Genomic DNA, 22,082 nt, shown 5'->3' with positions numbered 1-22,082 from the left:
ATTTCACATGGGAGGAACATCGTGAACTTGAGACACAGACTGAGCACGCTAGTGCTCGCAACCACCATCGCCGCAACAGGCACCTTCTCGGCGATAGCCCAGGATCAGCCAAAATCCGGCGGCACGCTGCGCTACGCAGTCAGCGACGACCCGGCCGATTTCGATTGCCACAGCGCCAACCACTTCGCAGCCCTGATGCGGCTTGCGCCCCACTACTCGACGCTGCTCCGCTTTAAGCCTGGCGCGTACCCCGAAATCGATGGCGATTTGGCCGAAAGCTGGCAGGCCGATCCGGCGACCATGTCCTACACATTCAATCTGAGGCCCGGTGTCAAATTTCATGACGGTACGCCTCTGACGGCCAAGGACGTGGCTGCGACCTACGAGCGCTTGGCCTTCCCGCCGGAAGGTGTGGTTTCAGAGCGCATCGAGGCCTTCCGGCAGATCGCCAATATCGAGACTGTCGACGACGCGACCGTCCGCTTCACGCTGAAAGCGTGGGACACCTCCGTGCTCGGCACCTTCGCGTCGCCGTGGAACTGCGTCTATTCGGCAGCGCTGCTGGCATCCGATCCGGACTACCCCAAGCGCAAGGTCATGGGCAGCGGTCCTTACAAGTTCGACGACTTCGTCTCGGGCTCGGTGTGGAAGGCATCACGCTTCGACGGCTACTTCCGGCCGGGGCAGCCCTATCTTGACGCGCTTGAGTCCTACACGATGGAAGGGCCGGCGGTCGCCAATGCCATTCAGGCAGGTCAGGTCGCCACCGATTTCCGCGGTGTCAGCCCTGCCAGTGCCGAGCGCCTGAAAGGTGCCATGGGCGAGGGGGTCGCGGTCGAGTCTGGGCCCTCGCTCACCCACTTCCTCGTCACATTCAATTCGACGAAGAGGCCCTTCGATGATGAGCGGGTGAGGCGCGCGCTCAATCTCGCCATCGATCGCTGGGGCGCAGCGAAGGCGCTGGGGACGACGACCGAGATGCGCTTTCCCGGCGGGATCTTCATGCCCGGCGGCAAATTCGCTTCTTCAGACGAGGAACTGAAGCAGTTTGCCGGGTTCGGCGGCGATATCGAGGCGGCGCGAGCCGAAGCCCGTCGCTTGCTCAAGGAGGCAGGCCAGGAGAACCTGACCTTCAACCTGACGGTCCGCAACGGCCCGCCTATCGTCGTAGACTTCGGTGTCTTTCTGATCGACCAGTGGCGCCAGATCGGCGTGACGGCGAACAACCAGGTGGTGGAGACACCGCCTTGGGCTGCAGCCATCAACAGCGGGGACTTTGAAGCGATCACGGACATCTATTCGGCGCTGCGGGAAGAGCCGACCGAACAGATGACGAAGTACATCTCCTACGATCAGTCGGCGCGTTCGGCAGGACGTTTCACCGACCGCGAACTCGATGGTCTTTGGACAAAGCAGACAACGGAGACCGATGAAGCCAAGCGTAAGGAATTGCTGCGGGCCTTCGAAAAGCGCCTGTACGAGAAATCCTACTCGCTGCCCGTGGTCTGGCTGGAGCGCGATGTCGCCATGGCATCGGCGCTGAGGGGCTGGACGTTCAGTCCCAGCAACTTCCTCTACCTCGATCAGTCGTCGACCTGGCTGGCTGAGTAGCAACGACTGCTCGAAAACTGGCACCCTCCGCCGTGGCGGAGGGTGTTCATGTTTCAGCCTGTGCGAATGCTACTTGCGCCAGGCGGATGAGGTGCGCGAGGCGTGGGTTTTCCTCGCCGGCCCTGTAAGCCAGCAAAAGGTCGGTTTCGGCATCCGCGTCCGCAAGCGTCTTGAAGGCGACGTTCGGGATTTGGATATAGGCGAGGCCAGATGGGACGATGGCCACTCCAAGACCCGCGGCGACCAAGCCGACGATGGTCGTTGTCGATTGGGACTCCTGGACAATGTCGGGCATGAAACCACGTTTGCCACAGAGCTCGATGAACTGGTCGTAGATACCAACGCCCATTTTTCGCGGAAAGAAGATGAAGCGCTCGCCGGCAAGATCGGCGATGCGGACCTCTTCGCGCTCCAGTAGCGGGTGAGAGCTATGCATCGCCACCACCAGCTTGTCTGTCTTGAGTTTGCGAAAAGAAATCGCCGTCGCTAGTTGCTGGCGCGGGCGGCGAATGACCCCGACATCGAGATCGCGGTTCTGGATGGAGTCGAGTTGCACCAGCGTTGCCGCTTCCTTCAGTGAGACGTCAATGTCGGGATACTCCCGGCGGAAGGCGTGGATCAGGGCGGGAAATGGTGACAGGAGCGAGGAGGCCGACGTGAAGCCGATACGCAACTGGCCCGCCTTGCCGCTGACAACCGCGGCAAGATCCTGTTCGCAGAACTCGACTTTCTCGATGATGCTGCGGGCGTGATCCCGCAACCTTTCTCCGACTTCGGTCAACTGGACGCGCCGCTGTGTCCTGACAAAAAGTTGGCAACCGAGTTCCTGCTCTAGGTTCTGGATCGCGATGGAGAGCGGCGACTGAGTGATGTTGAGCTTTTCGGCTGCGCGCCGAAAATGCAGCTCCTCCGCCAGCATATAAAAATACTGCAGCTGCTTCAGGTTCATGGAGTGCCCTATGGGTGATTTTCAGAGCGGATTGCATCCGCAGCATCGCTGCGAGCGTATTGTTTGGCAATGTATATCATTACTGGCAGGAGAGAACAGCAGGGGCACTGTTGTTTCACGAGGTCCATGTGCCAGCCTAGGTCGCAAGGACGCGATCGGCACCCCCTCACCGTCACGCCAACCCGCCGATCTGAAGACCGGGAATTTCCGATCGTCCCTGCTTGTTGCAACAGGGTATTTGAAAATGAGTGAGTGATCAGTCATTTAAAGATCAGCAACGAACGTTGGACGCAATCAAAATGGCTCGACCACTTAGGAGGCGTTGACAAATTGGCTGATCCACAGGCGGATTGAGACGATGTGGATGAAGCCGAGGTAGCTGGTCTGGGTGCCGACGCGCCCTTCATGCCCAACCGATTGGGCCAGTCCGACATTGCCGCCCCAACAGGCGTGCTCAATGCCGAAAGTATCACCATCGCGGTTGCTCGGAGGCTGCCCGAAAACGCCATCATCTGTGAAGAATCGATCACTTCCGCCGGCAAGATGGCGGTGCTGGCGCCGCAGCTTGTTCCCCATGACCACATTGCGCTGACAGGCGGCGCGATCGGAATCGGCATTCCGCTTGCGGCGGGTGCGGCCATCGCTTGCCCGGAACGCAAAGTCGTAGCACTGCAGGCTGACGGAAGCGGCATGTACACGCTCCAGGGGCTTTGGACCCAGGCGCGCGAACAGCTCGACGTTGTAACCATTGTCTTCGCCAATCGCGCATATGCAATCCTGCAAAACGAGATGCGAAATGTTGGCGTCAACGATTTCGGCCGCAATGCGCGTCGTATGCTCGATCTCGACAACCCCGAACTCGACTGGTGCCTGCTTGCGCGCGGTATGGGGGGTCGAGGCAGCCCGCGTCGACACCATTGAACAATTCGCTGACATTTTCGCAGCGGCCTTGACGCGTAAGGGTCCTTTCCTCATCGAAGCGCGAATATAGAACGCAATGTCGAGTTGACGCATCGTCGCCGACCCTCGTAGCTGGCGGCTTGGCACGGCGGCGTTAATGACCGCGAACGGAGGGGATCTCGCTATCGACGACCTCAAGGGAGCATCGGTTGGAAGGCAGCCAAAGGCGCACCGAGCAACTTATCTGACGCTTCCCGCATTGGACCATGGGAACTGAAAGGCGTGAGCATTCTGCCCACCGCAAAAGCTGTCGGTTATCCAACCGCTCTCACCACGACGAGCCGATCGAACCATGGATGACAGTGGGCTATGTGGCCCACTCCTACAATCTGGAGCCGAAAGCGCTGTTCAGCACGCTTGATCTACCGACAGGTGTTTCCGACAATCCGCAACGCGGAGTCCATAGATCCCGTGCACGCGCTGCTGAGGATCAACCACCGCCATGTCGTCGCTGCCCATTCGTGCAGTACCGACGGGATGGAAGACTGTCGTGGCGATTTCGCCCGCGGCGCGGGCGAGTTCCCCGGGCGCCTGGATATGTGCGCCCGGCTTGAACTCCTCCAGGCGGAACTAGGCCATGGGCAAAGTTGCGCCGAACTCCTGCCACTCTTTGGTGCCTGCGGCAGGTGGACCCCGTCACGCACACACCCGGTGCGCTGCTGGCGATTTCAGGACTCGAGCCAAACTTTCTCGAGCTGGATCTGGAGAAGCGGATGAGCGTGATGGTCTTTGACCTTTGGAACGAAGTGGGCAAATACCTTGCGCCAGTAGGGTTGGATGATCACCCCGGACCCCTGAAGGATCTTTTCAATGTCTTCCATGGCGCTACGCCGCTTTTCGACATCGGAGATCGAGAGCGCCTCGTTGAGCTTGGTATCGAGCTCCACGTTGGCAAACCCGGTTTCGTTCCAGGCCTCACCGCTCCTATAGGCGAGCGCCAAGATCTGCACGCCCAAGGGACGCATTGTCCACCCGGTCAGCGAAAACGGGTACTTCGTCCAGTCATTCCAGAATGTGGAACTGGGCAGCACGGTGCGCTTGACCTTGAAGCCTGCGTCTCGCAGCTGCCCCGCGATCGCGTCTGCGGTCCCTCGATGCCAGTCGTCGTCGCTGCTTATGAGTTCGTGTTCGAAATCCATCATGCCGGCGTCATTCATGAGCGCCGCGGCCTTTTCGAGATTCCGCTCCAGCTTCGGCAACGGAAAATACTCGGGGTGGATTGGGCAGACATGGTGGTTTTCAGCGACATCCCCGCGGCCGCTATATCCAAGTTCCAGGACCGCCGCATTGTCGACGGCGAGTTGCATTGCGTTGCGTACGCGCTGATCATCGTACGGCTTGTTGGTCACATTGAAGCGGGCAACGGCGGTCGCTGCCGTCTGGGCCTCGCTGCGTGAGAGGCCCATTGAGTCCAGCACTTGGATCTGATCGCCGGTGGTCTCGAAGTTGGCGTCGACTTCGCCTGCTTCGAACGCACTGGCGAGTGCATTGGGGTCGGTGCCGTAATCAACGAACTCGACGCCGTCGAGATAAGTCTCGCCGCCCCACCAGCCTTCCCGGCGCTTGTAGACGGCGCGCACGGATGTGTCGAAGGAGACGAGCTCGAACGGCCCCGTGCCGATGGGATGCTGCACCAGATCGGAACCCGTTTCTTCGTACCTGCGGTGAACGATGAGTGCGGGAAAATCGGCAAAGTTGGCAATCAGCGATATGTCCGATTTCGACAAGGACAGCTTGACCGTGTGGTCGTCGACCTTGGCGATGGCGTCCGCTCGCGCCTTACCGGTTGCGGGATCGACAAGCGCGGCCATGCGCCCGGCCATGGAATTGCCCGGGGTCTTCTTGTCGCACCAACGGGTGATGTTGAATATCACATCCTCCGCCGTGAAATCGTCGCCGTTGTTCCATTTCACGCCTTTGCGCAGATGCAGCACATACTGCGTCGCATCGTCGTTGACGTCCCAGCTTTCAAGAAGCATGGGCTCGAACGTGTAGTTGGCGGTGTATTTGACAAAGGGCTCTAGAAACTGCCGGCCGAGATTGCCCATCTCCCCCCAGTCGAACGTGCGCGGATCCTTCAGTTCCTTGACGGGCATTGCAACCCTGAGCACGCCGCCTTTTTGCGGGGTTGCCGCCAGCGCAGTCACGGGCATCGCCAGTCCGGCAAGGGCATAGGCGGTCGCTGCGCTCAGTCCCATGGTGCTGGCGATGGTCAGAAACTCGCGCCTATCCATTCGACCGGCCTTGGCCATCCGCGCCATCTGCGCGACCGCCGCCGGTATCGGCTTTTCATCATGGTTGCGATTGTTCATTGCGTGCTCCTCGCTGGGAATGTCGGTGCCACGAAATCGTGGCGACGGGTGAAAGTCGGCTATTGAGTGGGGCGCCTGAGCCGAAAACGGACTTGCTTCAGAACGATGCCTTGACGCTTCCGAGTGGACCAAAATCTGCCTCGATCTGGTCGCCGACCACCACCGCGACGGCTCTTGCGAAAGCCCCGGACATGACGATGTCTCCTTTGCGAAGACGCTCTCCAGTCTCGACAAGCGCGTTTGCCAGCCAGGCGATACACGCGGCGGGGTGGCCCATCCCGATTGCCGAAACGCCCGTCTCTTCTACGATGCCATTGCGCGACAGGGTTGCGCCGACCCAACGAACGTCGATGGTCTCTGGGCGAAAGCGCCGTTCAGAAAGGACTATGGCGGCGAAGGCCGAGTTGTCGGCAACCGTGTCGGCAACAATTCGCGGGTGAGCCATTCGATGGTCGACGAGCTCGAGGGCAGGGACGATGGTCTCCGTTGCCTGCAGCACCTCTTCTATCGTTGCACCTGGTCTATCGAGGTCACGTCCCATGACAAAGGCCAGTTCGACCTCGATATGCGGCTTCACGAACCGTGCGGCTGGAATCCTGGAGCCGCTGTCGAAGACGGCATCGCTCAGGATCCTTCCGCGGATCGGCTCGGTCAGATCGCAGGCTATCTGGGTGGAGAGCCAGGTCAGGCCGATCTTGTAGCCAGCGAAGCGCATCCCCTGCTTTTGACGCATGTCGTTCAACAGGTTCTGGATGCCATATGCTTCATCGAGCGTCAGATCAGGATGTTCGCCGCTCAGCGGAGGCATGCTCGTCGCACTGCGTTCGGCTCTCAGGATTGCCTCTGCCGCCTCGCGCATGTCGAGGCGTTTCGAGGTCCCGGGTGTATCACGCATGGGAGCCCCCAGCTGTATCGATAACGACCTTGCCAACCGCCTGACCACTTTCGAGACGGCGGAACGCGTCGGGCAGCCTGTCCAGAGTGAAGTGTCCAGGGTCGAGCAGTGGCCGAACCTTGCCACTTTCGACGAGGCCAGCCAGTTCGACGAGGATCCGGCCATGCTGCTCCCTGCCGATGCGCGAAAGCAGCGGGATCAACATGAAAACGACGTGGAGAGACAGCGCCTTTGCATGCATCGGCGACAGATCGTGGGTACTTCGCGCTGCCGTGGCGACAACACGGCCGTGCGGTGCAGCCGCCTGCAGCGAACGGTCGAGACATTCGCCGCCGACCGTATCGATGACGACGTCGAAGCCATGGCCGCCAGTCAGTCTGCCGACATAGTCGGAAACCGTCTCCCCCAGGTAGAGGATCGTGTCGTCGGCACCCAGTTCGCGGGCAAGTGCTGCCTTTTCCATCGACGAGACGGTGGCTGCGACACGCGCGCCACGTGCTTTCGCCAGCTGGATGGCGATGTGACCAACACCACCGCAGCCGCCATGGACCAACACATGATCGGATGCGCCAACGGCTGCTCGCGTCATGCAGTTCCACGCCGTAATCGAAACCAATGGCAGCGCCGCTGCCTCAAGCATCGAAAGATTGCGTGGCTTCGGCGCGAGCAAGCGAGCATCGGCGGCAATGTATTCGGCGAAAGTCCCTCCAAGCCCTTTGACGCCACCTGCGCAGCCATAGACCAAGTCTCCTGGTGCCAGGTCCGAAACGCCTTCGCCAATGGCTTCCACGGCCCCGGCAAGGTCGGCGCCCAGTACGGCAGGCAAGACGGGCCCGATCGGGAGCCCTCTCAGGATACGGACATCGACCGGGTTAACGGACGTGGCCTGCAGCCTCACCAACACCTCTCCCGGGCCCGGTCGAGGCGTCGCCATCTCGGCAAGATTGAAGTTCTCCGGGCCTCCGAAAGCCCCCACGACCATTGCACGCATCCACCAATCCCTACACATTTCGTCTGTTGGGCACTTTGCCGGCAGCGCCGCATGAGAGGAAACGCATAAATCTAATGCTATCGATCTGGAACGTTTCTGGCTTATGGTGACGCCTGGACGACGACAGGGGCCGCAATGAGATATCCCGATCTAGAAATCGATCTGCTCCGCGCGTTCACGACGGTCGCCGAAACAGGTAGCTTCACGGCTGCTGCTGACGTCGTCGGACGTTCGCAGTCTGCCGTCAGCCAAAAGATCATCCGGCTCGAAGATCTGCTGGGGCGCCCGCTTTTCCGGCGGACCAGCCGTTCCCTCGTACTCACCGGTGAGGGGGAGCGGCTTCTGTCCGCTGCGAGGCGCATACTCGAATTCAATGATCTGGCGGTTCGTACGCTCGTCGACTCTTCGGATGCCGAACGGCTACGCATAGGCATTTCGGAAGATTTCGTGCCTCACCATCTGCCTGCATTGCTGTCGAAATTTACGAGCTTGTGTCCGGCAATACGGCTCGAATTGATGACGGGCCTCAGCTGTAACCTCTTGGCGGCCTATGATGAGGACCGGCTCGACATCGTGATCGCAAAAAAGGACGGACGCGCGCAGCGGGGCAGGGTCATCTGGCGCGAACCATTGATGTGGATCTCGTCCAAGCAGCATGATCGCGATCAAGAAGAAGCGGTGCCGCTGGTTCTCTTGCCAGCCCCCTGCACATATCGCGGCGTGGCCATCAAGGCGCTCGATTCGGTTCGGCGCGATTGGTACGTGGCCTGTACCACCAACAGCCTAGCTGGCGCGTGTGCGGCCGTCGCCGGCGGGTTCGGGGTGACCGTACTCGGCAGATCGTTTGTACAGGAAGGAATGCAGGTTATCCGCCCGTCGGATCAGTGGCCTGCACTTCCCATGACCGAGATCGTGGTCATCGGTGAGGAAAAGAGCGAAGCGCGCATTGTTCAGCCTCTTCTCTCTTTCCTCACCGACAATCTTGCCCACTGACGCCACCGCGAGGCTGGCTTTAAGGTGAACCGGACAGTCCTGCAGGGTCGACCTTCTGGAACGACTGAACAGAGTATCCCTATCATGGAAGCGGACTGTCCACTCCGGCCCCATACACGACGCTCGCGAACGCTCTGGCAAGTACGGCCCTTAGTGCAAAGCAGCCAGATGGAGCAATAGTCACTGCGACCTTTGATGCCGGGCCGGCCGCGATTGCCTATTCCCCCAGGCATACTGCTGATCCATAGTCGGCTGTCTAAGTCGACATCATTCGCCGTGATCCGGCATCTTCCTGAAACAAGGCAAGGGCTGTTTAGGCTTCAAAACGTCGGTTCAAACGCAAACACGGCTGTTAGACGTCTGCGTAGATTGCCTCGATCCGCACAGCTTCATCGTCGGTAAGGGCGGCGAACTCATTTTCGCGCGCACGCTTCGACAGCTTGCCCCCGTTCTGTCGCAAGAACCGGTACAGGAGGTCGAGTACCCGGTCCGGCATGTCGACCATTCCTTTCACCTGTGCCTTGAAACTATCGTACCTCCGAAGGAACGCGGTTTCAGAAGGTAGGTCGACATCGATTGCGCGCGCGACGCATTCGAACAGGAACTCTGCCTGGGGCGTCGCATCGAAATAGCGATAGAAGTCCGCCGTCTCGTTGAGGACCGCGACGTTCCCCCGGTCAGTGGGGCGCCAGCGGATGAGCGGTAAAAGACGACGTGAATAGGTTTCCAACACGCGCCGGTAGTCGGCAATCCTATCAAGAATAACGGCCGATACGGGGAAGACAAGACCGGGTGGGTTGAAGCCGCGTTCCGCCAGAACATGATGCATAAGGTAGCGGTGGAGCCGGCCGTTTCCATCCTCGAACGGATGGATGTAGACGAAGCCGAATGCGAGGACGGCCGCGGCAAGAACCGGATCGAGATCCCGCGCGGCGCCACGATCAAAAGCCGTCAGGCCGTCGATTAGAGCCGGTAAATCCTGATGCCGTGCGCTGATGTGATCGGGAATGGGTGTACCGTTCTGACGATCGTGTTCGCCAACAAACCCGCCCTGATCTCTCAATCCGAGATGTACGAAACGTGCGTCTCCGATGACAATGCCCTGCAAGCGCTCCAATTCGGCGCGGTCGATCGGGCGACGGCCCGCCTCGCCAATCGCGTGCCCCCAGCGTTGAATGCGCTCCTGGGGCGGGTCGTCGCCCTCGATCTGGAAGCTCGATCGCGAATCCTTGAGCAGCAGAAACGCCGCAGTGCGGGCAAGGAGGTCTGCGGGCAGGTCGGCCACGAGATGCCGTGCTTGGTCACTGAGATTGCGTGCTACAAACCGCTCCAGCGTCGGCGTGCGAAAGATCAGCGGGCAATATGCGGGCGTACCAGGCAGATTGTTTTTCACGCGATGGCGTGACGATGTCGTCCCCCTAATTGCCCATTGCTGGTCCGGGTCGAGGACAAGTGCGTAGCTTCCGAGCGTGGCGTCAGGCAGATCGAGCCGAGTGTCGAGCAGCCATTCGTACAGGAACCAGATCCGCCGTGCGTAGGAGCCGGTTGGAGCTGCGCGTATCAGGGCCACAATCGGCTCGGGCCCCGTGGCAAAAAACAGCGTCTTGAGAACTGCAAGGTCGAGCCCTTCATAGCGAAGCGCGAAGGTGAGATGACCGCTGACACTGGCGTCTGGCTGGTGGCGTGGGGTATAGAGCTTCCATCCGTCAGCCTCGTAGACCTTGTGCCGCGGACCGATCGCCGCCAGGTGGATCGGGATCGGCACCTCCAACTCGAAGGCGTCAATCAATGCGGCGTAACCGACTGGAATGGCCGCTTCGGGCAGTGGGCGCCCGTGAAAAGCGGTTACCGCTTCTGAAAATGGCTTTCGTTGTTCGATTTCCATGAATTCCGATACCAATCTATGAAAGACACGCCCAATCGGAGTATTTCATGAAAATTGATAACTTTCTACAACATTGCATGAAATCTGGGCTAATGCCGTAAACGACGATTTCGACTATCACCGCGACGATGCCTACACCCAACCTCAACGTCCGCTCTGGACGATGAGGCGCCTGAGTGGCATCGCAGCCGGCCAATAACGCGCATGACGGCGAATGCGTCCAACCCGATCGTCAGCCAAGCTTGCAGAGACGACCGGGAACAGCAAAAACCCAGCTAATCGGCGTTTCTGCAAGGCATGCTTGTTCCATAATTCCTATTATGCGACAACGCCGTGTAGCGCCATTTTAGAGATGCGACACATGAGCCAGTTAGAGATGCGACAGTCGTCGCCTCTTGGGATGCTGGTCAAACGTCAGCGTTTGGAAGGAAGACTGGCGACGTGAAGCGTGGCTGAGCCCATGAGCGTTCGGAGATCTACCGCTTCATCTACGACAAGGAAGATTACGGGCTTGGGCTTTATCGATATCTGCCTGAGGCGCGCCGCAAACGCCGTCGGCGTGGCTCCAGACAGCCGCGAAACAGCGTGTTTCCTGCCGGTCACAGGATATCGCAACGTCCTGATTTTATTGGCGATCGATCTGAATTTGGTCACTGGGAGGGCGACCTTTTGATCTTCGAGCGTGTACTGGGCCATGCCAATGTCACCTCCCTGTTCGAGCGTAAGAGCCGCTACACGGTGATGATCAAGAACCAAAGCCGGCACTCGCGTCCGATCATGGACAAGATCATCGAAGCCTTCTCTGCTTTGCCATCCTGCGCACGTCAAAGCTTCACCTTCGACCGCGGCACCGAGTTTGCCGGCTTCAGGGCCTTGGAAGACGGAATCGGCGCAAGGAGCTGGTTCTGTGACCCCAGTTCACCCTGGCAGAAAGGCATCGTCGAGAACGCCAACAAGCGCATTCGCCGCTTCATGCCCGGCGATACGGACCTGGCGGACGTCTCACAGCAAAAGCTTGTCCAACTCGCCAATCATCTGAACTCGCTGCCACGAAAGTGCCTTGGATATAAAACACCCGCCGAAGTCTTCATGGCGCATTTGCGAGAGGGAGGCTGATCCCCTACCCTCCCAGCCGGCATGATGCACTTGGCTTGGATTCTCCAACGTCGAACAACTATGCCTGCCCTTCCCGGCGAACCCATAGGCTAAGGAGCGCGCACGGCTTGGCCCCCTCTTGAACCTTCCGGCGCCCATGCTTATCTCACTGTTGTTGCCACTTTCCTCCTCCCACAAGTAGCAACACCAATCGGCCAACTCCTCCCAAGGCCGCTTACTTTTCGAGCCCGTCGCGACCTCCTCCCCGCGGCGGGCTTTTCCTTTTTCAAACCGAGATCGCGCCCATCGCGGCCCGTCCCGCCAAGTTCGGTGGCCGGCACGATGGCTTCGCAAGTCTCCGCTCGCAGCGAGCCTTCTCGCCATTCACACCTTTCCGCCTCTCTTGCACACTGAGATCTGGAGGCCCCGTATCGCGGCCCTAGCTGGCCTAATTCGCAGTTACGGACTATTCCTTTAAGAATAAAATATTGATTTTATTATTGTATTTCAACCAACATACATTCAGCGGAACGTCCGTGAATAAATTTGGGAAGATGCATAAGGCTGCTGCAGCGATCAAAAGTTAAAGGCAGTGATAAGGGGAACGTCGAATAGCCGGGCCCAGGAAGCGGCGCTGGCCCTCTGAATGGCGACGATTGACGTGCCACCCGTCCACCAGCCATTGCCGGTGGCGACGACAATCTCGGGCGCATAAATCATGGACTGTAGGATGGGCCAGAGGATGAGCTGCTCGTAGCAGATAAGCGACGCAATCCGATAACCGCCCAGCTCGACCGCGGGATTGGCGAAGAAGTTCCCGCGCGCTCCGCCGCCTTGGTCGGTCCATGCAAGCCAGGGCTGCCACATGGAGACCGGAACTGGCATACGTTGGCGATAAATGACGCGCGCCCCGTCGGCCGAAATCGCAACCATGACATTGTCGTATGCTTGCGCATCGACAATTGTCGCTCCGGCGATGACAGAGACATCACTTCCTTCCAGCCCCGCTCGCCAAACCCTCTCTAAGGTAGGGGTCCAGAAGCCGAGCGCACTTTCGGGAAGAATGATGAAACGGCTTCCCTCGCGCGCTTCGCGCCGGACCGTCGCGATCAGGTTAAGGTGATGGTCGAGCGAGCCGTCTCGCCCCAAGCTTCGACCCCGTTCGAGATCGACGCCTTTCCATCCATTGGGTAGCACGGGATGCGACCACATAGCGGCGGAGCATAACCAGCATGCCCCCAGGGCGATGGCGGCAGCCGGCCAGCATCGCGATGTCATCATCCCGAGGGCGGCAAAGGCCCCAGCGAGCCCCCACCATCCCCACCCCGGAAACAGAACGCCCGCCGCGGTCAACGGATGTGCCCAGCCAATGATACCGAAGGGCGGCAGCCCCAAAAGCACCACCGCCGCCAGATAGCGCAGCGACCTCGCATTCCCCCGCTGCCCAGTCCACATCGCCGCATGCACACCGACGAAGCAGAGCGATGCGACGATCCAAAGCAACAGACCAGGCCAAAGGTCGGATGCGTAATAGGTGGCAACGCCCTTAGGCAAGCCACGGGAGGCTGCGAGGAAATATCCTAGCGATACCAGAGCCGCGATCAGGCGGGATGGCGACCAGGTCCATAGAGCTGGCAAGGCGAAAGCAAGTGGCAAGCTCAACGGATCGCCGCTCCAGCCAACGCAGCCGACTAAAGCTGCAGTCGCTGTCAGCGTGATGCCGCGCATATAATCAGGGACGAAAGGTGAAGACCGGGCGAGCCCTACCGAGAAGGCCGGTGGCGGGGATCGGCCCGAAGTATCGGGAGTCATATGAGCTCGCTGTGGATGAGTGCAGGAAAAGGTAGCCGGGCGGCACGGTGCCCCCGGAAAAGGGGACAAGCGCCCTGCCCTGACCGTCCCTGTGACGGATGCGCGAAGCAGCAAGCGGCCTGCCATCGATGATGACATCGTCGCCGATCCAGACGCGCTGGCTGGCAACGGCCACGATAGTCTTGAGTAGCGGGGCCAGCCCGCCCGGACAAAGTCCGACACGGAGATAGCCCCGACCGAACGCCTCCACGAACATGGGGGTCGTAGGAGGGCAAATGAAGACCGTATCGCCAACGGCCACGGAGCGTTCTGTCGCCTCGATGCGCCAAAGGCCGATTGCCGCGCTTGATGTCAGGTTGAGCCTGTAGCCGCCGACCCAGCCAATCATGGCAAGTATTGTAGCGCTGACGGCAGCCATGCCGAGAACGTTTGCGATTCGCCTGCGTTTCATAGCTTCCACGCCAATCCCTGGCGCTGCGCCATTCGTAACTGCGCGACCTGCGTCAATGCCTGCGTTGTCCGCTCATGAGCAGCGAGTTGCTGGGCGACACGCATCAAAGGCCATGCGTCACGTAGCTTCTCTCGCTCGCTAGCTCGAAGGCCCCCCGCGGCCTTGTCAAAGAGAGCACCCGATGCCTCACGCGCGGCGTTGCCGAGCAACGTCCGCTCGCCGAAGCGTTCAGCAATGGCACGGTTGAAGCCATCGATCTCGAGCCTCACCTCGCGATTGTCGCGGATATGGTCGAGTGCGGCTGGAAGATCGCTGCGGTCGATTGCCTCGCGGATCGTTTCCAGCACTGACCTGGCGGCCGGCGACAGCGCCGGGATTTCGATCGACAGTCGGTGACGATGTGCCTGCTCCTCCTTTTCGATCCTTTCGGCAGCAACCGTGCGCATCTGCAGATAGCGCTCGATGTCGCGCTTCAGTGCCGGCACATTGACCTCGGCAACACGGCGCTCCTCCTTGTCAGCTTTCGACGCGAGAAGACCCGTCCGCCCTTTCAATGCTCCGAGCGATGCCGGCTCGCTGACGAGCTGAGCAAGTGTGTGTTTCGCAGCCTTGTGGTTAGTCAGAAGCGCATTGAAGTCCATTGCCCGGAAAGCGGCCTCCGGATCTGCAAAGACATAGCGGAAGCGTGTGGACATCTCCTCCCACTGCTTGGGAAGGGCCGGATCGGCGAGAAGCCTTTCCTCGACGACATCAGCCAGCGACCTGGCAAACACCGTGACACCGGCGACCATCGGTTCGGCCCTGTTGCGGATTTGCGTTGTCGGGCTTTGCAACAGGCCAAGGCACTCGTCGTGGACACGGAACCGTTGCGCCAGGTCGGCAAGCCTCTCCTTCTGGCGCAGCATCCAGTCGAGCCGGTCGCGGACGAGCGTGCGCGCAACACGCGATATGTGCAGCCCTCGGTTCTCGGCAAAGCGCAGGGCCTGCCGGTAGAGTGTGCCACGCTCGTAATCGAGCGTGGTTTCCTTGGCGTTCGTTCGAGATAGGGTCGTCTCAAGCCCACCTGACTTTGCGAAGGAACGACGCCCGTAATAGAGCGCCATGTCCTCCCGGTGCCGGGTCATTGCGACATAGGTCAGATGCCGATCCAGCGAGAGCGAAGCCAGCACCTTGACCCGGTCGACGGTCGCGCCCTGGGACTTGTGGATCGTGGTCGCATAACCATGATCGATGTTGGGATAGAAGCGCTGCTCGACTGTGACCAGCCGGCGATGCTCACCCTCGCCGATGGCCGCAACGATCCGGTTTGGTGCCGCCTCGACGACACGCCCAATCATGCCGTTCTTCACCCCGAGCGACGTCTCGTTTTTGAGGAAGACGATCTGGTCACCAGCGTCGAACTGACGAAGACCGTCATCAGTGCGGAAGTCATGTCCCACGCCGACGATCCCCCGCTCGACGAGCTTCTCACGCGCCAGGCTGTTGAGTGCGCGCACGTCACGCCGAAGATGGGCCAGGATCAGTGTAGTCTTGGTCGGATCGTAGTCACTGTTCCAGTCGCCGATCAGACTGTCGATCGCCTGTGCCTTGAGCTCTGACCCACGCACTCTGCCATGCTCGCCATAAGAATGGATCGCCTGTGCGACGCGGCCGCGCGCCAGATCAAGAGAGGCGGCCCGCATCCATTCTTGGCGCTGGCGGTAGATGGTCTCGAGTTCGACGTAACCGATGCGGTCAACGATGGCCCGAAACGCAGCACCTGCTTCAATCGGCTGGAGTTGCTCGGGATCACCGACCAGCACCAGCTTTGCGCCGGCCAGGGTTGCTGCTTCGACGACAAGTGCCATCTGCTTCGAGGCAACCATGCCCGCCTCGTCGAGGACAAACACCGTGCTTTTGTCGAGCATGTCCCTGCCCTGCTTCCAGCGCAGCTCCCACGACGCCAGCGTGCGGCTGACGATGCCTGCTTCCTTCTCGAGGCCTTCCGCTGCCTTGCCGGCAAGGGCAGCACCAACAACACGATAACCCGCCAATTCCCAGGCCTCGCGTGCCGCCTTCATCATCGTGGTCTTGCCCGCGCCTGCACGACCGACGACAGCAGCGATGCGTGCCTCATCCACGACATGCTCGATGGCGACACGCTGCTCCTGCGACAGCTGCGAATGACGCGCCAGCACACTGTCCAGCACCTTCTGCCGGACGCCATGTGATGTGCGTTGTGACAGCCACAGCGATTGCTTCGCCATCTTCGCTTCGATGCGGATCAGCTCACGCGTGGTGTAGCGAGAACGGATCTTCGCTCCCGTCGCAAGGTCGATGCCGTCGTGCTCGATGCGCAAGGCCTCCGGGCTCTGCAGAATGCGCACCATCAACTGCTGGAACGTGACGGCATCATCGACATAGCGATGCAGGATCTTTGCGATGTCGCGTTCATCGAAGACGCTTCGTTCCGAGGAGACGATATCGAGCACGATCTCGGGTCGCTTCAGGATCCGGGTCGCATCCTCCTTTCGCCTCGCCTCGAGCAGCTCTATCCGCTCGAGCGACATCTCATGGCCTTCACGCGCTGACTTGCGCTGGATCGCCTTGGCGCCAACACCGATATGGGTGGTTGGCACGAGGTCGATGCCACGCTCGGCATAAGAGCGGCCATCGACACGCAGGTCGACCCCGCCGAGTGCCAGATGCTGGTTCTGGATCTCGAACCAGGCATCACGAAGGGCCGTAAAGTCGTCCATGCCGCCGGCCCATAGCTCATAGACGATCTTGCCGGTCTTGGTGCGCAGCACCTCGCCATTCTCACCGATGACAGCAACCTTCTTGGACCCAAACCCGTCCTCGGTCACTGGCCGCAGGGTCATCATCAGATGGACATGCGGATTGCCAGGCGCATCATGATAGACCCAGTCCGCAACCATGCTCCTGGCGAGAATGTGTCGTTCGACGAAATCACGCACCAGCGCGATGTTCTGCTCGGCAGAAAGCTCCAGCGGCAAGGCGATGGTGATGTCTTTGGCAAGCTGGGCATCCGAGCGTTTCTCGAAGACCTCGACCTTGTTCCAGAAGGCTTCCGAAGCACCTGCCACCGAACAGTCGGCAATCAGGCTGCGCAGCCATTGCGGCGCATCGGGTGGAACCGAAAACGCCTCATGGAGCAGCCCCTGCTTGCGTGTGTAGTCGACCGAGCGCGCTTCGCGTTCGTACTCCATCTTGGCGCAATGCCGGTAGGCAGCCGAGAGCACCACGCTGCGGCCGTCACCGCGGCTGACGATGCTGACGGAGAAGTGCGGGACAGCCACGGTAGAGATTGCTCCTGGACAGCGAACGGACACTCATGCGTTCGTCAGGAGCGGCTGGCTGGGCAGGCCGTTGAGCAAGGCGTCGCGTCAGCGACGTATAATTGCGCCCTTGAACCGGCTCCTTCGGAACGGCGGGATCATCGTCCAGAGTGCCGGCATCGCCGACTGCGCAATAAACGGGGATGTGCTTCGCACCCTTCCCGTCGATCCTTGTCTGGCGCTTTGCCCACTGAAGACAAGGAGGAGCCTACCAGGATGAAACGACCCTCATCGAAAATCAGACAGGACATCGCTCGCCTGCAGGAGCAACTGAGACAGGCTGAAACGCGCGAGGCCGAGCGGATTGGCCGGATAGCACTCCGGGCTGGGCTCGGTGAGATCGAGATCGAAGAAGGCGAGCTGCTGGCGGGGCTCGAAGAATTGGCCGGCCGGTTTCGCAATGGCAACGAAAAATCGGCGAAGAGCACCAACGACGGCGCCCCCAAGCCGGACACTGCGTCGGTCACGGTTGGCCCGGCTGCGGGCGGCAATGGTGAAGCTTGAGCGCATGTCGCGGACGCTCATGTCGGAAGCCCGCAAACAGGACACACGTCAGAAGATCGAGATGGGCGGGCTGATCGTGAAGGCGGGTCTTCGCAACGAGAAACCGGCGCTGCTGCTTGGGCTGCTGCTCGACGCACGCCGACGGCTCAACGAAGACGAAACCGAGCGATCGAGGCTGGAGACGATTGGCGCGGAGGCATGGGTTCATGGCAGCGAATAGGCTCTTGCTTGCGATCGTGCCCGCAATACTGATGGTCGCTACGCTTTTTGGCGCCAGCGGCGCGGATCAGCGACTGACAGCACTCGCAAGCAGCGATGGCGCGCGCTTGATGCTCGCTCGTGTCGGACTAGCCTTGCCCTATGCGTTGTCGGGAATTGTCGGCATCCTCTTTCTCTTTTCAGCAGCAGGTGCCACCCACATCAAAGCCGCTGGCTGGAGCGTCGCAACGGGAAGTGCTGCGGTGGTTTTCATCGCAGCGGTCCGCGAGACGATCAGATATTCCACTCTATCGACCACCGGACCGTCAGAACTGTCCTTTGCCGATCCCGCCTCCATGTTTGGAGCGTTCGTTGCGCTTTTCGCGGGCTTCTTTGCGCTTCGTGTCGCGGTCAAAGGCAACGCCGCATTCATGAGAGCTCCACCCCATCGCATTCGCGGCAAACGGGCGGTGCATGGCGAAGCCGAATGGATGGGCATGAGGGACGCCCAACGGCTCTTTCCGAATACGGGCGGTATAGTCGTCGGAGAACGCTATCGCGTCGATCGCGATAGCGTATCGGATGTGCCATTTCGCGCTCAAGAAAGGGAGAGCTGGGGCGCGGGTGGGCGGTCACCCCTGCTCTGTTTCGATGGCGCTTTCGGTTCGTGCCACGGCATAGTCTTTGCTGGTTCTGGCGGCTTCAAAACCACCTCGGTAACAATCCCCACCGCGCTCAAATGGGGTGGCGCCCTTGTGGTACTTGACCCGTCATTGGAGGTTGCGCCGATGGTGATAGACCATCGCCGCAAAGCCGGCCGCAATGTAGTCGTGCTCGATCCCGCCAATGCCTCTGTCGGCTTCAACGCCCTCGACTGGATCGGTCGCTTTGGAGCTACAAAGGAAGAGGACCATTGTCGCCGTGGCGACCTGGGTGATGACCGACAATGCCCGACAAACCTCCGCTCGAGACGACTTTTTCCGCGCCTCCGCCCTGCAGCTTCTCACCGCGCTGATCGCCGATGTCTGTCTATCCGGACATACAGGACCACGAGACCAGACCCTCAGACAAGTGCGCTCCAATCTCTCCGAGCCCGAGCCGAAACTGCGAGAACGTCTCACCCAGATCCATCAGCAGTCGGCATCCGAGTTTGTCAAAGAGAACGTTGCCGTATTCGTGAACATGACCCCGGAGACATTTTCCGGGGTTTACGCCAACGCCGTCAAGGAAACCCACTGGCTCTCCTATCCAAATTATGCGGCGCTGGTATCGGGCGATGCTTTTGCAACTGACGAGCTGGCAGACGGCGTTACCGACCTCTTCATCGCGCTCGACCTCAAGGTTCTGGGCGCACACCCAGGTCTTGCCCGCGTCATTATTGGTGCCCTGATGAATGCAATCTACAATCGAAAAGGGCGCGCGGCCACAAAGACGCTGTTCATGCTCGATGAGGTCGCCCGCTTGGGCTATCTTAGCATACTCGAGCCAGCACGAGATGCGGGGCGCAAATACGGCCTGACGCTTATCATGATCTTTCAATCCATAGGGCAGATGCGCGAGGCCTATGGCGGCCGGGACGCTACGAGCAAATGGTTCGAGAGCGCATCGTGGATCAGTTTCGCGGCGATCAACGATCCCGACACCGCCGACTACATCTCAAGGCGCTGCGGCGACACCACTGTCGAGGTAGACCAGGTCAGCCGCACCAGCCAGACGTCCAGATCGTCACGGTCGCGCTCGAAGCAACTATACCGGCGACCACTGATCCTGCCCGACGAGGTCATGCGCATGAGATCGGATGAGCAGATCGTATTTACTGCCGGCAATCCCCCGATCCGATGCGGACGCGCCGTCTGGTTCCGGCGCGATGACATGACAGCTTGTGTCCGCAAAAACAGATTTCACTGGACCGAGGACAAAGCATGAGCAGTCCGTCTGAGCGGCAGCTGACGTGCACTTGTCCGCGCCAGCCGCATCTTCGTCGAATGGATCGAATCTCATGTCTCGCTGTAGCGGTAGCGCGCACAGCAAAAGAGGGGACAGAGAATAGCCTGCGTTTCGCATTGAAAATGCATCACCGAAATGAATCGGTAAAGAAGGATCGATTCAAACATGTTGTTGGACCTGGCGCGCGTTCGCACCGAGACTCTCGGTTATGCGCACGCCCTCGGACAACGTTCATCTGCACCGCATCGACCCCGCCCTGAACATGCGCCGGTTCTACAGTCTAACCCTCCAACCCAATCTTTTTGGCGGCGTATCGGTCATTCGGAACTGGGGGCGGATTGGAACCAACGGACCAGCCATGATCGAAACCTTCGATGAGCCAGACGAGGCTAATCGAGCCCTGAGGCGTCTGGAGAACATGAAGAAGCGACGGGGGTACGGAGATCCAAGTGCCGAGAGAAAGAGCAGCAGTTGCAGAGGGTGAAACAATCTGCGCCTTCTCATTCCGTACGCGGAGACGGCTAACGGGACGCCCGCCAGTTGAGGGGAGGCCCCGGCCGATCCGGCCGGGGCCCTGTTTGGGCTCAGTCGCCTCGCCGGCCGTTCGGGCGGGACCAGATGAGGGAGAAGGTATTGCCTTCCTCGTCGTCGAAGAGATTCGCGCATATCGGGGCGTTGAAGCTCGGATCGTCGAGCTTGAGGCCCAGATAGTTGCGGCCCTCATTGGAGGTCTTGGACCAGGCGGCGCCGATCTCGGCGCGGCCGACCAGAACGCGGTGGCTAGGGGCGTTCTCGCCGGTAGCGCGCTGATCGGGGACGATGCGCACGCCCTTGACCTGGAGGCTGAGCGTGAAGATTTCGCCGGTGAACTCGTTGTCGCCGGTCTTTTTGAAGGTGCCAATGGTCGCCATGGTATTTCTCCGTTTTCCGTTCCCGAGACCGCACCATGCGGCCTCGATGGCGATCGATGGGCCGGAGGCGACTGACGACGCATCGCTTGCGACCGCAGCAAAGCGGAGGACGGCGCAGGATCGACTTTCTTGTTTCGCGAGGAATGACGGAATCCCGGGGTCCCCATGCAGCTCGCTGCCTGGGGTGGGTGCCGGCAGGGGAAGAAAGTCGAGACGCACTGTTGCGGCATAGGCGGTCGAGGCGTTAGCCGTCCTTCGGCCAGATCAGCCCATGGAGAGGCCGTTTGGAGCGCTCGCTGAACGGATGACCGACGGAGATGCTGGCGACCATTCCACCTGAAACCGGCGGCAACGACATTTCCGCAAATCTTATCTTTGCTCCAGGCTCAGCCGTCTGCCTCACGTACCTGCGCGCCCCACGGAAAACGCCGCCCCCGATCCCGTTCGCTCGGGTAGCCCTAGAAGGCCTGCCGGTACCGACGAGCACCGCGCGGCTGCAGTCATGGGCCCACTCAACGATTGCAACTTGCCGCGCCTCATCTGTGCCTCTCAAGACAGGACGGTCCAATCGTCATGCCTGGTCCGCTGTGTGATCCGGATCTTCGAGGAGCTTCGCGGCCTGGGCTATGACGGCAGCTACAGTTCGGTGTGGCGGCATGCGCAGGATTGGGAAGAGCAACGCGGCAGCGCCGCCGCGGAGGCCTACATTCCGCTGAGTTTTGCCCCTGGCGAGGCCTACCAGTTCGACTGGAGCCACGAGGTCGTTCTGCTGGACGGCGTGACGGTGACCTTAAAGGTTGCGCACATGCGGCTCTGTCACAGCCGCATGTTCTTCGTTCGGGCTTATCCCCGCGAGACGCAGGAGATGGTGTTCGACGCGCATGACCGGGCGTTCGCCTTCTTCCGCGGGGCGTGCACGCGCGGCATCTACGATAATATGAAGACGGCGGTGGACGCGATCTTCATCGGCAGGGATCGCCGCTACAATCGCCGCTTTGCGCAGATGTGCGGGCATTACCTTGTCGAGCCGGAGGCCTGCACGCCGGCGTCGCGGTGGGAGAAGGGGCAGGTCGAGAACCAGGTCGGTGTGGTGCGGGAACGCTTCTTCACGCCGAGGCTGCGCTTCAAGACGCTAGAGGATCTGAACGGCTGGCTGGCCGACAAATGCGTCGCCTATGCCAAGGGCCTCGCCATCCCGAACAGGGCGAGCGCACAGTTTAGGAGGTGTTC

General features: G+C 60.4%; 14 protein-coding genes and 5 pseudogenes. 9 read left to right on the top strand and 10 right to left on the bottom strand.

The annotated features are described in order from the left end of the window. Window positions 1-21: 21 nt before the first annotated feature. Window positions 22-1,611, top strand: a complete 1,590-nt coding sequence (locus tag C8K44_RS24590; RefSeq protein ID WP_146204000.1) for an ABC transporter substrate-binding protein — start codon at window positions 22-24, stop codon at window positions 1,609-1,611. Window positions 1,612-1,657: 46 nt separating this feature from the next. Here C8K44_RS24590 and C8K44_RS24585 read toward each other — a convergent pair whose 3' ends face one another. After that, window positions 1,658-2,560: a LysR family transcriptional regulator gene (locus C8K44_RS24585; protein ID WP_109578405.1), complete on the bottom strand. Its 903-nt coding sequence runs from the start codon at window positions 2,558-2,560 to the stop codon at window positions 1,658-1,660. 438 nt (window positions 2,561-2,998) lie between these two features. Between C8K44_RS24585 and C8K44_RS24580 the strand changes: the two are divergent. Beyond that, window positions 2,999-3,551 (top strand): annotated as a pseudogene (locus tag C8K44_RS24580) (thiamine pyrophosphate-dependent enzyme); the annotation flags it as partial. Between the two features lie 353 nt (window positions 3,552-3,904). On the opposite strand, the pseudogene C8K44_RS24575 reads toward C8K44_RS24580, so the two are convergent. From C8K44_RS24575 to C8K44_RS24560, 4 genes and pseudogenes are all read right to left on the bottom strand, one after another. Next, window positions 3,905-4,096: pseudogene (locus C8K44_RS24575) on the bottom strand (GMC oxidoreductase); the annotation flags it as partial. 92 nt (window positions 4,097-4,188) lie between these two features. Continuing rightward, a complete protein-coding gene (locus C8K44_RS24570) occupies window positions 4,189-5,832 on the bottom strand; it encodes an ABC transporter substrate-binding protein (protein WP_109578404.1) in 1,644 nt (547 codons plus the stop codon). A gap of 97 nt (window positions 5,833-5,929) precedes the next feature. After that, a complete protein-coding gene (locus C8K44_RS24565) occupies window positions 5,930-6,727 on the bottom strand; it encodes a fumarylacetoacetate hydrolase family protein (protein WP_109578403.1) in 798 nt (265 codons plus the stop codon). After that, window positions 6,720-7,718, bottom strand: a complete 999-nt coding sequence (locus C8K44_RS24560) for a zinc-dependent alcohol dehydrogenase family protein (RefSeq protein ID WP_245417615.1) — start codon at window positions 7,716-7,718, stop codon at window positions 6,720-6,722. The genes C8K44_RS24565 and C8K44_RS24560 overlap by 8 nt, the downstream gene beginning before the upstream one ends. A 135-nt stretch (window positions 7,719-7,853) precedes the next feature. On the opposite strand from C8K44_RS24560, the gene C8K44_RS24555 reads away from it, so the two are divergent. Beyond that, window positions 7,854-8,711, top strand: a complete 858-nt coding sequence (locus tag C8K44_RS24555) for a LysR substrate-binding domain-containing protein (protein ID WP_109578401.1) — start codon at window positions 7,854-7,856, stop codon at window positions 8,709-8,711. A gap of 352 nt (window positions 8,712-9,063) precedes the next feature. Here C8K44_RS24555 and C8K44_RS24550 read toward each other — a convergent pair whose 3' ends face one another. Further along, window positions 9,064-10,596, bottom strand: coding sequence for a Fic family protein (locus C8K44_RS24550; protein WP_109578400.1), 1,533 nt, complete (start codon window positions 10,594-10,596; stop codon window positions 9,064-9,066). 474 nt (window positions 10,597-11,070) lie between these two features. Here C8K44_RS24550 and C8K44_RS24545 point away from each other — a divergent pair. Then, window positions 11,071-11,712: pseudogene (locus C8K44_RS24545) on the top strand (IS30 family transposase); the annotation flags it as partial. A 555-nt stretch (window positions 11,713-12,267) separates the two neighbouring features. Here C8K44_RS24545 and C8K44_RS24540 read toward each other — a convergent pair. From C8K44_RS24540 to traA, 3 genes are read right to left on the bottom strand one after another with little or no spacing between them, the layout of a single operon-like run. After that, window positions 12,268-13,419 carry a conjugal transfer protein TraB gene (locus tag C8K44_RS24540; protein WP_109578399.1) on the bottom strand — a complete coding sequence of 384 codons (1,152 nt, stop codon included), beginning with the start codon at window positions 13,417-13,419 and terminating at the stop codon, window positions 12,268-12,270. A 4-nt stretch (window positions 13,420-13,423) separates the two neighbouring features. Beyond that, the gene (gene traF / locus C8K44_RS24535) at window positions 13,424-13,954 is read right to left on the bottom strand and encodes a conjugative transfer signal peptidase TraF (RefSeq protein ID WP_109578398.1); all 531 of its coding nucleotides are present in this window, start codon (window positions 13,952-13,954) and stop codon (window positions 13,424-13,426) included. After that, window positions 13,951-17,253 carry a Ti-type conjugative transfer relaxase TraA gene (traA, locus tag C8K44_RS24530; protein WP_109578397.1) on the bottom strand — a complete coding sequence of 1,101 codons (3,303 nt, stop codon included), beginning with the start codon at window positions 17,251-17,253 and terminating at the stop codon, window positions 13,951-13,953. The genes traF and traA overlap by 4 nt, the downstream gene beginning before the upstream one ends. Window positions 17,254-17,508: 255 nt before the next feature. Here traA and traC point away from each other — a divergent pair, with 255 nt between their 5' ends. From traC to C8K44_RS24510, 4 genes and pseudogenes are all read left to right on the top strand, one after another. Then, window positions 17,509-17,796, top strand: a complete 288-nt coding sequence (gene traC / locus C8K44_RS24525) for a conjugal transfer protein TraC (RefSeq protein WP_109578396.1) — start codon at window positions 17,509-17,511, stop codon at window positions 17,794-17,796. A 4-nt stretch (window positions 17,797-17,800) separates the two neighbouring features. Beyond that, complete coding sequence (traD, locus tag C8K44_RS24520; protein WP_109578420.1) at window positions 17,801-18,016, top strand: conjugal transfer protein TraD; 216 nt, start codon at window positions 17,801-17,803, stop codon at window positions 18,014-18,016. Beyond that, window positions 18,003-19,920: pseudogene (gene traG / locus C8K44_RS24515) on the top strand (Ti-type conjugative transfer system protein TraG). The gene traD and the pseudogene traG overlap by 14 nt, the downstream one beginning before the upstream one ends. 229 nt (window positions 19,921-20,149) lie before the next feature. Next, the gene (locus tag C8K44_RS24510) at window positions 20,150-20,425 is read left to right on the top strand and encodes a WGR domain-containing protein (protein ID WP_109578395.1); all 276 of its coding nucleotides are present in this window, start codon (window positions 20,150-20,152) and stop codon (window positions 20,423-20,425) included. 100 nt (window positions 20,426-20,525) lie between these two features. Here the strand turns inward: C8K44_RS24510 and C8K44_RS24505 are convergent, their stop codons facing one another. Beyond that, window positions 20,526-20,852, bottom strand: a complete 327-nt coding sequence (locus tag C8K44_RS24505; protein WP_109578394.1) for a DUF736 domain-containing protein — start codon at window positions 20,850-20,852, stop codon at window positions 20,526-20,528. 592 nt (window positions 20,853-21,444) lie between these two features. Here C8K44_RS24505 and istA point away from each other — a divergent pair. After that, window positions 21,445-22,070: pseudogene (gene istA / locus C8K44_RS24500) on the top strand (IS21 family transposase); the annotation flags it as partial. Window positions 22,071-22,082 lie beyond the last annotated feature (12 nt).

It is taken from the genome of Aminobacter sp. AP02, from assembly GCF_003148805.1.
Taxonomy (GTDB): Bacteria; Pseudomonadota; Alphaproteobacteria; order Rhizobiales; family Rhizobiaceae; genus Aminobacter.
This window is presented reverse-complemented; position numbering and strand designations above follow the sequence as displayed.